Source organism: Actinomadura meyerae (assembly GCF_900188445.1).
Lineage (GTDB): Bacteria > Actinomycetota > Actinomycetes > Streptosporangiales > Streptosporangiaceae > Spirillospora > Spirillospora meyerae.
Map to the genome: position 1 here is coordinate 35,821 of NZ_FZOR01000018.1, position 12,647 is coordinate 48,467.

At 71.8% G+C, this 12,647-nt stretch carries 11 protein-coding genes; 7 read left to right on the forward strand and 4 right to left on the reverse strand.

Annotated features, from left to right (window positions below; genetic code table 11):
* Window positions 1-114: 114 nt before the first annotated feature.
* The gene (gene lexA, locus CHF16_RS19400; protein ID WP_089327488.1) at window positions 115-813 is read right to left on the reverse strand and encodes a transcriptional repressor LexA; all 699 of its coding nucleotides are present in this window, start codon (window positions 811-813) and stop codon (window positions 115-117) included.
* Between the two features lie 175 nt (window positions 814-988).
* Here lexA and CHF16_RS19405 point away from each other — a divergent pair, with 175 nt between their 5' ends.
* From CHF16_RS19405 to CHF16_RS19425, 5 genes are all read left to right on the forward strand, one after another.
* Window positions 989-1,327, forward strand: a complete 339-nt coding sequence (locus tag CHF16_RS19405) for a LysM peptidoglycan-binding domain-containing protein (protein WP_179271595.1) — start codon at window positions 989-991, stop codon at window positions 1,325-1,327.
* Window positions 1,328-1,788: 461 nt separating this feature from the next.
* Window positions 1,789-2,262, forward strand: a complete 474-nt coding sequence (gene nrdR / locus CHF16_RS19410) for a transcriptional regulator NrdR (protein ID WP_089327490.1) — start codon at window positions 1,789-1,791, stop codon at window positions 2,260-2,262.
* A gap of 141 nt (window positions 2,263-2,403) precedes the next feature.
* Window positions 2,404-5,208, forward strand: a complete 2,805-nt coding sequence (locus tag CHF16_RS19415; RefSeq protein ID WP_089327491.1) for a vitamin B12-dependent ribonucleotide reductase — start codon at window positions 2,404-2,406, stop codon at window positions 5,206-5,208.
* A 166-nt stretch (window positions 5,209-5,374) separates the two neighbouring features.
* Entirely contained in the window at window positions 5,375-6,316 is a 942-nt protein-coding gene (locus tag CHF16_RS19420) for an RNA polymerase sigma-70 factor (RefSeq protein WP_089327492.1), read from the forward strand.
* A gap of 86 nt (window positions 6,317-6,402) precedes the next feature.
* On the forward strand, window positions 6,403-7,338 hold the full coding sequence (locus CHF16_RS19425) for an NAD-dependent epimerase/dehydratase family protein (protein WP_089327493.1): 936 nt from the start codon (window positions 6,403-6,405) through the stop codon (window positions 7,336-7,338).
* Window positions 7,339-7,369: 31 nt separating this feature from the next.
* Here CHF16_RS19425 and CHF16_RS40345 read toward each other — a convergent pair whose 3' ends face one another.
* Window positions 7,370-8,149 carry a DoxX family protein gene (locus tag CHF16_RS40345; protein ID WP_089327494.1) on the reverse strand — a complete coding sequence of 260 codons (780 nt, stop codon included), beginning with the start codon at window positions 8,147-8,149 and terminating at the stop codon, window positions 7,370-7,372.
* Window positions 8,150-8,286: 137 nt separating this feature from the next.
* Entirely contained in the window at window positions 8,287-9,252 is a 966-nt protein-coding gene (locus CHF16_RS19435; protein ID WP_089327495.1) for a pirin family protein, read from the reverse strand.
* A 106-nt stretch (window positions 9,253-9,358) separates the two neighbouring features.
* Between CHF16_RS19435 and lplAB the strand changes: the two genes are divergently transcribed.
* Together lplAB and CHF16_RS19445 are read left to right on the forward strand one after the other, a co-directional pair.
* The gene (lplAB, locus tag CHF16_RS19440; RefSeq protein ID WP_089327577.1) at window positions 9,359-10,408 is read left to right on the forward strand and encodes a lipoate-protein ligase LplAB; all 1,050 of its coding nucleotides are present in this window, start codon (window positions 9,359-9,361) and stop codon (window positions 10,406-10,408) included.
* 121 nt (window positions 10,409-10,529) lie between these two features.
* On the forward strand, window positions 10,530-11,978 hold the full coding sequence (locus CHF16_RS19445) for a TerD family protein (protein WP_089327496.1): 1,449 nt from the start codon (window positions 10,530-10,532) through the stop codon (window positions 11,976-11,978).
* Between the two features lie 30 nt (window positions 11,979-12,008).
* On the opposite strand, the gene CHF16_RS19450 is transcribed toward CHF16_RS19445, so the two are convergent.
* Window positions 12,009-12,641 carry an HhH-GDP family DNA glycosylase gene (locus CHF16_RS19450; RefSeq protein WP_089327497.1) on the reverse strand — a complete coding sequence of 211 codons (633 nt, stop codon included), beginning with the start codon at window positions 12,639-12,641 and terminating at the stop codon, window positions 12,009-12,011.
* Window positions 12,642-12,647: the final 6 nt, after the last annotated feature.

Here is a 12,647-nt window from a genome sequence, read left to right on the forward strand (position 1 = left end):
CGGACCCCGCGCCCCTCCCGGGGCGCGGGGCGTCGGGGCCGGTGGGAGTGGCCCGTGGCCAGTGCATGCCGACAGGCCGCCGGAGGGGCTCCGGCGGCCGTCTCCGCGGGCGCGCTACATCTTGCGCAGGACCGCGACCACGCGGCCCAGCACGGACGCCTCGTCGCCGGGGATCGGCTCGTAGGCGGGGTTCTGCGGCATCAGCCAGATGTGGCCGTCGCGCCGCTTGAAGGTCTTCACCGTGGCCTCGCCGTCGATCATGGCCGCCACGATGTCGCCCTGCTCGGCCACCGGCTGCTGCCGGACGACGACCCAGTCACCGTCCGCGATCGCGGCGTCGATCATCGAGTCGCCGGTGACCTTCAGCAGGAAGTGCGTGCCCTCGCCCACGAGCTGCTTCGGCAGCGTGAACACGTCCTCGACGGACTCCTCGGCGAGGATCGGGCCACCGGCGGCGATCCGGCCGACGAGCGGCACGTAGGCGGGCGCGGGCTGCGCCGCGGCCGGCTGCCCTCCCGCGGCCTCGAAGGCCTCCTCGTCGGTGCGCACCGGCGTCGCCCCGGGCACCCGCACCTCGACGGCGCGCGGGCGGTTGGGGTCGCGCCGCAGGAAGCCCTTGCGCTGCAGCGAGCGGAGCTGGTGCGACACGCTGGAGGTGCTGGTCAGCCCGACGGCCTCGCCGATCTCGCGCATCGACGGCGGGTAGCCGCGGCGCTGGACCGAGTCGCGGATCACCTCCAGCACCATGCGCTGCCGCTGCGTCAGGCCCGTCTCGTCCATCGGCCCGTCGGGCAGGTCCCGGACCTTGCTCATCGCTCGTCGCCTCCCGGGCGCCTCGATCGGTCACTCCTTGTCATGAACGCTATCGCGTCCCGGCCTAATGATCAAACAATTGTTCGAAGATGGGCTCGCTTTTTCCGGTCGCCGCCTGATACAACATCGTACAGGCGTTCGATCGAAAATTCATTCGACGTCAGGGAGGGGAGAGATGTCCGGTTCGCCGCACAGTGACCGCCCCCCGATCCGCCTGACCCGCCGCGGCCGCGCCGTTCTGGTGGGCTTTGCCGCCACCTTCACGCTTGTCGCGCTCTGGCTCAGCGCCGGCCCCGGGGCCTTCGCCGGCGCCGGCGAAGGCGGCCGGGGCGCCCCGTCCGGTCCGGCCCGAACCGTCGTCGTCGGGCCCGGTGACACGCTGTGGGGCATCGCCTCCGCCGCCGACCCCGGCGGCGACCCGCGGCGGACCGTCGACCGCATCATGGATTTAAACGGCCTCCGGGGCGACCCCGTCGTCCACCCGGGTCAGGAGATCCGCCTCCCCGCCGGCTGACGCCCGCGACCGTTCTGGGGTCCTGCACGGCCGCCCTGAGGTCCTCCGCGACCGTCCTGGCGCCCTCCGTGGCCGCCCCCTGGCTTGGCGCCCCTCTGGGCCCTGTAGCGGCGGGCTCGCGCCCGTCCGCGCCGTGACGGCCCGCCTCGGTGCCGGCGGGCTTGCGCGGGCGGCGCGGGAAGCCCCGCCGGACCGGGGTTCTCGGTGTCCGCAGGGCCTGCGACCAGGCGTTCTGTGATCGGCCTGGACCCTGCGTGACGACACGCCCGGGCCGAAATCGGGGAGGCGGGAGGTGACCTGCGCGGACGTGCCGGATGTGACGCGCGAGGCTCCCGATCAGGTTGCGAAGCCCTGCGCCGAGCCGTACGGTTGACCACAACATCTAGTAGTCACATCGATGTAGTTCCCTATATATGGCGCCCACATCGGTGTAACTCGTTTACGTCAGGGAGGGATCGAACGTGCACTGCCCGTTCTGCCGGAACCCTGACACCAAAGTGATCGACAGCCGTTCCACCGACGACGGGGCGGCCATTCGGCGCCGCCGGTCGTGCGCGGAATGCGGCAAGCGATTCACCACGCAGGAGAATGTGCTCGTCATGGTGGCCAAGCGCAGCGGGGTCACCGAGCCGTTCTCCCGGGAAAAGATCATCGCCGGGGTGCGCAGGGCCTGCCAGGGCCGTCCGGTCGACGAGGATGCGCTCGCGAAGCTGGGGCAGCGGGTCGAAGAGGCGATCAGATCGTCCGGCTCCGCGGAAATCCCCTCGCACGAGGTCGGCCTCGCGATTCTGGGGCCGCTGCGCGAACTCGACGAAGTCGCGTATCTGCGATTCGCCTCGGTCTACCGGAGCTTCGAGTCGCTGGACGACTTCGCCAAGGAGATCGAAGCACTGCGGAAGGCCGGTTCCTCGGGGGAGCCCGGCCCGCCCCGGTAGGGGCGGTTCCGGCATCGCACAAAGCGGCATCGCACATCGCACAAAGCACAGTGAAAGCGCCTCCGCGCGGGCATGGTCCGCGCGGTGGCGGGGTTGTTCCTGAACAGGGTCCGGCGGGAGGGCCCGAGAAGGGGGAAGGTCATGACGGAGACGGTGAGCGGCTCGGCGGCCCGGCGCGGCAAGGGGGGCCGCAAGGGGCTGAAGGTCGAGCGCATCTTCACCACGCCCGGCGTGCACCCGTACGACGAGATGCGCTGGGAGCGTCGTGACGTCGTCATGACCAACTGGCGCGACGGCTCGGTGAACTTCGAGCAGCGCGGCGTCGAGTTCCCCGACTTCTGGTCGCTGAACGCGGTCAACATCGTGACGTCCAAGTACTTCCGCGGCGCGGTCGGCACCCCGCAGCGGGAGTGGAGCCTGAAGCAGCTCGTCGACCGGGTCGTCGGCGTCTATGTGGAGACCGGCCTGCGGGAGGGCTACTTCGCGTCCGAGGAGGACGCCGAGATCTTCGACCACGAGCTGAAGTACGCGCTGGTCCACCAGCTCTTCAGCTTCAACTCGCCGGTCTGGTTCAACGTGGGCACCAAGTCGCCGCAGCAGGTGAGCGCGTGCTTCATCCTGTCGGTGGACGACACGATGGAGTCCATCCTCGACTGGTACAAGGAAGAGGGCGTGATCTTCAAGGGCGGTTCGGGCGCCGGCCTGAACCTGTCCCGCATCCGCTCCAGCAAGGAGCTGCTGTCCTCCGGCGGCACCGCCAGCGGCCCCGTCTCCTTCATGCGCGGCGCCGACGCCTCCGCCGGGACGATCAAGTCCGGCGGCGCGACCCGCCGCGCCGCGAAGATGGTCGTGCTGGACGTCGACCACCCCGACATCGAGGAGTTCATCGAGACCAAGGCGCGCGAGGAGGACAAGATCCGCGCGCTGCGGGACGCCGGGTTCGACATGGACCTCGGCGGCAAGGACATCGGCTCCGTCCAGTACCAGAACGCCAACAACTCCGTCCGCGTCTCCGACGAGTTCATGAACGCGGTCGAGTCCGACGGCGAGTTCGGGCTGCGCGCCCGGATGTCCGGCGAGGTCGTCGAGACGGTCAAGGCCAAGGAGCTGTTCCGGCTGATGGCCAAGGCGGCGTGGGAGTGCGCCGACCCCGGCATCCAGTACGACGACACGATCAACGACTGGCACACCAACCCCGAGACGGGCCGCATCACCGCGTCCAACCCGTGCTCGGAGTACATGAGCCTGGACAACTCGTCCTGCAACCTCGCCAGCATCAACCTGCTGAAGTTCCTCACCGACGCGGGCACGTTCGACATCGCCAAGTTCGTGAAGCTCACCGAGCTGATCATCACGGCGATGGACATCTCCATCACGTTCGCCGACTTCCCGACCGAGAAGATCGCCGAGACGACCCGCGACTACCGGCAGCTCGGCATCGGCTACGCCAACCTCGGCGCGCTGCTGATGGCGACCGGGCACGCCTACGACTCCGAGGGCGGCCGGTCCCTCGCCGCGGCGATCACGTCGCTGATGACGGGCGTCGCCTACCGCCGGTCCGCCGAGATCGCCGGCGTCGTCGGCCCGTACGCCGGGTACGCGCGCAACGCCGAGGCGCACAAGCGCGTCATGCGCAAGCACGCCGCCGCCAACGACGGCATCCGCACGCTGGACGAGATCGACAAGGCGATCCACGCCGCCGCCGCCAAGCAGTGGGCGGACTGCCTCAAGGCCGGCGAGAAGCACGGCTACCGCAACGCCCAGGCCAGCCTCCTCGCGCCGACCGGCACGATCGGCCTGATGATGGACTGCGACACCACCGGCATCGAGCCGGACCTCGCGCTGATGAAGTTCAAGAAGCTCGTCGGCGGCGGGTCCATGCAGATCGTCAACCACACGGTGCCGCGCGCCCTGGAGAAGCTCGGCTACCAGCAGGAGCAGATCGAGGCGATCGTCGAGTACATCGCCGAGCACGGCCACGTCGTGGACGCACCGGGCCTGCGCCCCGAGCACTACGAGGTGTTCGACTGCGCGATGGGCGAGCGGGCGATCAGCCCGATGGGGCACGTCCGGATGATGGCGGCCGTCCAGCCGTTCCTGTCCGGTGCGATCTCCAAGACGGTCAACATGCCGGAGCAGGCCACCGTCGAGGACATCGAGAAGGTGTACTTCGAGGGCTGGCGCCTCGGCCTGAAGGCCCTCGCGATCTACCGCGACAACTGCAAGGTCGGCCAGCCGCTGTCGGCCGCGGGCAAGAAGGACAAGGCGGAGCCGGCCGAGCCGGCCACGCCGCGCCCGGTGCGGCGGCGCCTGCCGAAGCAGCGTCCCGCGACCGTCACCCGGTTCTCCGTGGCCGGCGCCGAGGGCTACATGACCGCCTCGTCCTACCCGGACGACGGCGTCGGCGAGGTCTTCCTCAAGCTCGGCAAGCAGGGCTCCACGCTCGCCGGCGTGATGGACGCCTTCTCCATGGCGATCTCCATCAGCCTGCAGTACGGCGTCCCGCTGGAGACGTGGGTGGAGAAGTTCACCAACATGCGGTTCGAGCCCGCCGGGATGACCGACGACCCCGACATCCGCATGGCGACCTCGGTGATGGACTACATCTTCCGCCGGCTGGCGCTGGACCACCTCCCGTACGAGGAGCGCGCGGGCCTCGGCATCTTCACCGCCGAGGAGCGCGCGATGCAGGCCAACGGCGAGGACCCGGCGGTCCTGCACGCCGAGGACGAGGTCGACCACGAGTCGCTCGCCCAGTCCGCCGAGATCTCCCGTCCGGCGGCCGCGGCCCCGGCCGGGGAGGCGCACTCGTCGGTGGAGGCGATCGAGAGCCGCCAGGGCCGCACGGCCGACGCGCCGCTCTGCCTGACCTGCGGCACGAAGATGCGCCCGGCCGGCAGCTGCTACGTCTGCGAGGGCTGCGGCTCCACCAGCGGCTGCAGCTGACGTCGCCCGTCGCGGGGTCGTGCTGAGCGACTGCCGCGGAGACGCCGGTAGAGAAGACGCCAGTAGAGAAGGGGAACCGGTGACGGCCGGTTCCCCTTCGGCGTACCGGAGGTAGGGGACGCGGGCGAGGGGCCGTCCTGATGGGGCGGAAGACTATGATCAGGCCATGCCCATGACGGTGGATGACGTCGACCGGTTCGAGTCGGCGAGGCCCCGTCTGCAGGCCATCGCCTACCGTCTCCTCGGCTCCGCGCACGAGGCGCAGGACGTCGTCCAGGAGACGTTCCTGCGCTGGCAGGCCGCCGACGCCGACCGGATCGAGGTCCCCGAGGCGTGGCTGACGAAGGTGCTCACCAACCTGTGCCTCAACCAGCTCGCCTCCGCGCGGGCGCGCCGCGAGACCTACGTGGGCCGGTGGCTCCCCGAGCCGCTGCTCGCGGGGGACCCGATGCTCGGGCCGGCCGACACCGCCGAGCAGCGCGAATCGGTGTCGTACGCGGTCCTGACCCTGATGGAGCGGCTGTCGCCGAACGAGCGGGCCGTCTACGTGCTGCGGCAGGCGTTCGACTACCCGCACCGGGAGATCGCCGAGATCCTCGACATCTCCGAGGCCGCCAGCCAGCAGATCTTCCACCGGGCCAAGGAGCATGTCGCGCGCGGCAGGGCCCGCAACGACATCGACGACGCCTCCGCCCGCCGGATCGTCGAGGAGTTCCTCGCGGCCGCCACCAGCGGCCGGACCGACGAGCTCGTCCGCCTGCTCACCGCGGACGCCGTCTCCATGGGCGACGGCGGAGGGAAGGTGCCGGCGCGCACCAAGGCGTTCGAGGGCGCCGTCGCGGTCGCCAAGTTCATGCGGAACCTCTTCAAGGCCACCGACGCCAAGCGCGCCATCGTCGGCGGCTCGCCCGCCATGTACGCCTGGGTCGCCAATGGCGAACCCGCCGTCGTGGCCGTGGTGGACGGCCGGGTCGTCACCATCATCTGCCTGGAGGTCACGGCCGAGGGCATTACGGCCTGCCGTACCCAGGCGAACCCTGACAAGCTCGAACGCGCGACCGAGCAGTGGGCGGCGGCGGACCACGGGGAGCCTCTCCTCGTGGTGTGACGCACGTCACACAAGACTTCTGTCAGCAATCGGCGGGCCATCCGGTTCAAGGGGCGAACTCGAACCCGAGAGCGAGGGAGCCGACGATGAAGGTGCTGGTGGCGGGAGCGACCGGAGCGATGGGCAAGGAACTGGTGCCGCGGCTGGTCGACGCGGGACACGAGGTGTACGCGATGGTCCGCGGCGAGGCCGCCGGGTCCGCGGCGGCGGCGCTGGGCGCGGTGCCGGTCATCGCCGACGCGCTCGATCGCGCCCAGGTCGAGGCGGCCGTGCGCAAGGCGGCCCCGGAGGTGGTCGTCAACGAGCTGACCGCCATCGGGCACGTCGACACCCGCCGCTTCGAGCGCAGCTTCGCCGCGACCGACCGGCTGCGGACCGAGGGCAACGACAACCTGCTCGCGGCGGCGCGCGCCGCCGGGGTGCGCCGGTACATCGCCCAGAGCAACGGCGCGTTCACCTACGCCCGGACCGGCGGGCCGGTCAAGGACGAGCAGGACGCCCTGGACGGCGCACCGGTCGCCCAGATGGCGTCGATGATCGCCGCCGTCCGGCACCTGGAGAAGGCCGTGCTGGACGCCTCCTGGACCGAGGGGATCGTGCTGCGCTACGGCGCGTTCTACGGGCCGGGCACCTCCATGGCGCCGGGCTCGGAGCAGCTCGAGATGATCCGCAAGCGCCGGTTCCCGATCGTCGGCGACGGCGGCGGGGTGTGGTCCTTCGTCCACATCGCCGACGCCGCGGAGGCCACGGTCGCGGCGGTGGAGAACGGCGGGCGCGGCGTCTACAACATCGTCGACGACGACCCCGCGCCGGTCGCGGAGTGGCTGCCGGAGGTGGCGTCGATGCTCGGCGCCAAGAAGCCGATGCGCGTCCCGCGGTTCGTCGGGCGGCTGGCCGCCGGGGAGGCCGGCGTCGTGCTCATGACCGAGCTGCGCGGCGCGTCCAACGCCAAGGCCAAGCGCGAGCTGGGCTGGCGTCCGGCGCACCCGAGCTGGCGCCAGGGCCTCCGGGCCGGGATGTGACGCGCCCTTCGTCCCGGAGGACCGCGTCCGGTCAGGTGGAGGACGGCTTGTCGTCGCCCGCCGGCTTGATCGGCTGGGTCGTCGAGGAGCGGCGGTGGCGGGACGCCTTGCGGCGGCCCGCCACCAGGACGTCGTCGTCGGGGTCGTCGCCCGGCTTGCCCTTGGTCTTTCCGGACCCCGGCGTGGACGGCTCGGCTGCGGTGGGCGCGCCGGCGGACGCGCCGGCGGACGCGTCGGCGGACGCGTCGGCGGGTGCGTCGGCGGGCGGCTCGGGCGCGCGGGGCTTCGGTGCGCGGCGCGGCTTCTTCGGCGGCTTGAGCTCGGCCTGGCGGAGCGATTCCACGAAGCTGGCGGCGTCGTCCTCCTCCTGCGCGTCGCCGGCGCCGCGCAGGCGCTTGCCGATGATCCACTGGTCGAGCGTGAGGCGGCCGCCGCCCCCCGCGGCGAACACCAGGCTGGCCATGCCGAGGGCGACGACGAGCTCGTAGCCGTTGCGGACGGCCCCCTCGTCCACCATGAACAGGCCCTGGTCGGCGTGGACGAACACGAACGCGCCCGCCATGTCGAGGAACAGCAGGGCGCCGGTGACCGGCAGGCCCAGCCCGGCGATCAGCGCGGCGCCGCCGAGGAGCTCGACGAACGCGGAGTACACGGCGGCGGCGGTGGGCAGCGGCACGCCGAGGCCGTCGAAGGTGCGGCCGGTCGCGGTGATGCCCGCTTCGATCTTCTGCCAGCCGTGCGCCATGAACACGATGCCCACGCCGAGCCGCGCGAGGGCTGCCACGACGTCGTAGAGCGGCCGAGAGCGCATCCGTCGACTCCTTAGACACGGGGGATAGGGGCCCGGTTAGCCGCAGAGTATGACGGCATGCTGCGAGAAATCGCGAACCATGCAGGTGAGACGAGCGATCGGCAGGTCGCGGGCACCAGGGAGGCCGATGCGGTGGCCTAGCGGGTGCGGCCGCGGGGCTTCAGGCGGGTCGGCGGCATCGCGGGGGCGGCGAGCCGGTCGCCGTGGTAGCCCTCGACGGTGCCGAACCGGTCGCCGGTCATCCAGTCCTCGCGCGCCTGGGCGATCTCCTCGCCGGCCCGCGCGACGAAGTTCCACCACATGACGAGCTTCTCCTCGAACGGCTCGCCCCCGAGCAGGACGAAGGAGCCCGGTTCGTCGCCGCGGACCCGCAGCTCGCGGCGCCCGCAGCCGAGGTAGAGCATGGAGCCGGGCTCCAGCCGCTCGTTGTCGATCTCCAGGCGGCCCGACATGGTGAGCGCCGCGTACTCGAAGTCGGGATCGACCGGGACGCGCACGTCGGCGGCGTCGTCCAGGGTGATGTCCGCGCCCATGATGGGGGTGAACGTCGTACCGGGGGAGGCCGCGCCGTCGAGTTCGCCCAGCAGGACCTTGGCGGTGAAGCCGGGCGCGGTCACCACGGGAAGGTCGGCGTAGAACTCCCACTTGGGGTCGGTGTGGCGGTGCCCGTCCGGTAGTGCGACCCACAGCTGGGCGCCGTGCAGGATCGGCGAGTGCGCGCGCGGGGACTCCTCCGAGTGCGCGATGGCCCGTCCAGCGGTCATCAGCCCGAGTTGCTTCGGACGGATCGTCTGCAGGCTGCCGAGGCTGTCGCGGTGCAGTACCTCGCCCCCGTGGAGCCAGCTCACCGTCTGCAGCCCGATGTGCGGGTGCGGCGGTACCTGCATGCCGGGCTCGTCGGTGATGTCGTCCGGGCCGTAGTGGTCGACGAAGCACCATGCGCCCACCATGCGCCGTCCCAGGCTGGGCAGCAGCCTGCGGACGACCGTGCTCTCCCCCAGCGGAACCCGCCTCGGTGGCAGCAGCTCGTGCACGGGCCGCGCCGACACCTCGTCCCGTCCGCCCGTCTGCACCGGCTTGGGCCGGACATCGAGATTGCTCACCGGAACCGTCCCCCTCCCCACGAAACCGTCCCTTAACGATGCCCTACGCCCGGGGCGGACGAACCTGCGGAATGGGGCACCCGTGCCCCGGGTTCTGCTGTATGTGATGCACGGTGAGTACAAGGTCCCCGGCGGCAAGCTCGTGGTCGCCGACGTCGACGTCGTTGACGGGCTTCTGCGCGCCCCCAGGATCAGCGGCGACTTCTTCCTCGAACCGGACGAGGCCCTGGACGCGATCAACGCCGTCCTGGACGGGCTGCCCGCCGGGCTGGACGCGCGGGCGATCGGTGCCCGCGTCCAGGCCGGGCTGCCGCGCGACACGGTGATGCTCGGCCTCACCGCCGAGGCCGTGGGCGTCGCGGTGCGGCGCGCGGTCGCGCGGGCGTCCGACTGGCGCGACCACGACTGGCGGCTGATCCACGAACCGCCGCAGGAGCCCGCCCTGCACATGGCGATCGACCAGGTGCTCGCCGAGGAGGTCGGCGCGGGCCGCCGCCCGCCGACGCTGCGGGTGTGGGAGTGGGCGTCGCCCGCCGTGGTCATCGGCAGCTTCCAGTCGCTGCGCAACGAGGTCGACGCGGAGGCGGCGCGGCGGCACGGGGTGGACGTGGTGCGGCGCATCAGCGGCGGCGGCGCGATGTTCATCGAGCCCGGCAACACCATCACCTACTCGGTGTACGCGCCGGAGTCGCTGGTCGCGGGCATGTCGTTCGCGGAGAGCTACGCGTTCCTGGACGACTGGGTGCTGGGCGCGCTCGGCGAACTCGGCATCAGGGCGTGGTACCAGCCGCTGAACGACATCACCTCCGACAACGGCAAGATCGCCGGCGCGGCGCAGAAGCGGCTCTCGTCCGGCGCCGTGCTGCACCACGTGACGATGGCCTACGACATCGACGCCGAGAAGATGCTGCGGGTGCTGCGGATCGGCCGGGAGAAGGTGTCCGACAAGGGCATCGCCAGCGCGGTGAAGCGGGTGGACCCGCTGCGGCGGCAGACCGGGCTGCCCCGCGAGGAGATCATCGACCGCATGATCGCGCACTTCCGGGGGCGGTACGGGCTGATCGGCGACCGGGTGCGCGACGACGAGATGCGGCTGGCCCGCAAGTACGTCACCGACAAGTTCAGCACCGCCGAATGGACGGCGCGCGTGCCCTGACACGCCCCGAACGGCGGGCGGAACCCTCGCGCCTGCTCGTGCGTCCTCCTGTCAGGCAGGTCGCGGGGCCGGCGCGGCACGCCATAGGTTGGTCTCCGTCGGCCGAAGATGAGGAGCGTTGATGTCGATGCAGAAGGGTGCCAACACCGCGGTGCCCGTCCCCTCGGTGCGGGTCGAGCTGGGCTGGCAGGCCGGTCCCGGCGTGCCGGACGCGGACGCGTCGGCGCTCCTGGTGACCGAGAGCGGACGCGTGCGCTCGGACGACGACTTCGTCTTCTACAACCAGCCGGCGCACGCCTCCGGCGCCGTCCGGCACGAGGGCAAGCAGCAGGGCCCGACGGTCCTGGACGTCCTGGCGGTCGACCTGGACCGGGTCGAGCCCGCCATCGACAAGGTCGTCATCGCGGCGTCCGCCGACGGCGGGACGTTCGGCCAGTTCCAGGGCCTGTACGTGCGCCTGGTGGACGCGGCGGGCGGCACGGAGGTCGCCCGGTTCGACAACCCGGGCGCGACCTCGGAGACGGCGTTCGTCCTCGGCGAGCTGTACCGGCGGCAGGGCGCGTGGAAGTTCCGCGCGGTCGGCCAGGGCTACGACTCGGGCCTCGCGGGCCTCGCCACCGACTACGGCATCTCGGTCGACGACCCCGGCCAGGCGGCGCCCCCGCCGCCCCCGGCCCCGCCGCAGCCCGCGCAGCCGCAGGCACCGGCGCAGCCGCAGTACGCGCCGCCGCCGCCCCCGCCCGGCGGGCAGTACGTCCCGCCTCCGCCGCCCGGCGGCCAGTACGCGCCTCCGCCTCCGCCCGGCCAGTACGCGCCGCCTCCGCCTCCGCCCGGCGGGCAGTACACGCCGCCCCCGCCGCCCGGTGGCCAGTACGCGCCGCCCCCGCCCGGCCAGTACGCGCCTCCGCCCCCGCCCGCCGGGGCGGCGCCGCAGCAGGGCGGCAAGATCTCCCTGACGAAGAACGCGCCATCGGTGTCGCTCACCAAGCACGGCGCGACCGGCGGCCACATGCGCGTCAACCTCAACTGGACCGCGCGCGCGGGCGTCGCGAAGGGGCTCCTCGGCAAGCGCCGCCGCGGCGTCGACCTCGACCTCGACCTGTGCTGCCTCTGGGAGCTGCAGGACGGCCGCAAGGGCATCATCCACGCGATCGGCGACATGGGCGCCCTGGAGCGCGCGCCCTTCATCAAGCTCGACAAGGACGACCGCACCGGCGCCGTCGAGTCGGGCGAGAACCTCCACATCAACCTCGACCACACCAAGGACTTCAAGCGCATCCTGGTGTTCGCCGAGATCTACGACGGCGCCGACGACTTCCGCGGCCTGGACGCCATCGCCACCCTGTTCCCGGTGGGCGCGCCCCCGATCGAGATGCGGATGGACGACTGCGTGGACGCCTCCCGCGACGCCGTCCTGGCGCTCATCGAGAACGTGAACGGCGAGCTGGTCGTCCGGCGCGAGGGACGCTTCATCCTCCCGCCGCCCGGCCGTCCGCGCTGGGGGAAGATGGCCGTCGACCAGGCCTACGCCTGGAACCTGGAGTGGGTCGCCTCCCGCGGGAAGGACTGACGGCTCCGCCCGGGTCGCCCACCGGGGCGCTCACGCGGCCTTGAGGTGGTCGGCGAGCTTCTTGTCGTGGGCGACCCGCACCAGGGCGGCGGTGAAGCGGGCGAGGTCCTTGTCGGCGACCTTGTCTGCGAGCTCGCCGGGGTCGGTGGGCAGCCCGATCCGTTCGGCGCCCTTCTTCACCTGGTCGTCGATGTGGGGGCGAAGCCACGGCCAGATGGCCTGCGCTTCGCGGCAGAAGATGTCCACGCCGGTGGGGCCGATGCCGGGGAACTCCTGGAGCAGGTCGGCGGCCTTGTTCGGGTCGCGCTCGGCCTCGATCGCGAGGCGCCGCAGGTCGCCCTTGTACTTGTCCTGGACGAGCTCGGCGGTGTCGCCGAGGCGGGACGCGGTGCTCTCGTCGTAGCGGACGTAGTGGCCGCGGCCGAGCGCGTCCACCCGGTCCTGCCACGACATGCGGGCCATCCCGCGCGGGGTTCCGCCGCCCGCCTCGAACAGCTCGCGGGCGGCGGCGACCGCGATCTCCGACGAGATGCGCGTGCTCAGCAGGTTGGCCAGGACGAGCAGCTTGAACAGCGCGGAAGGCTGGTCCTTCAGCGTGATGCCCGCGTCTTCGGCGAACGTCCGGCCGGACTCGCGCAGCAGGTTCTTCACAACGGCATCCATGGCATC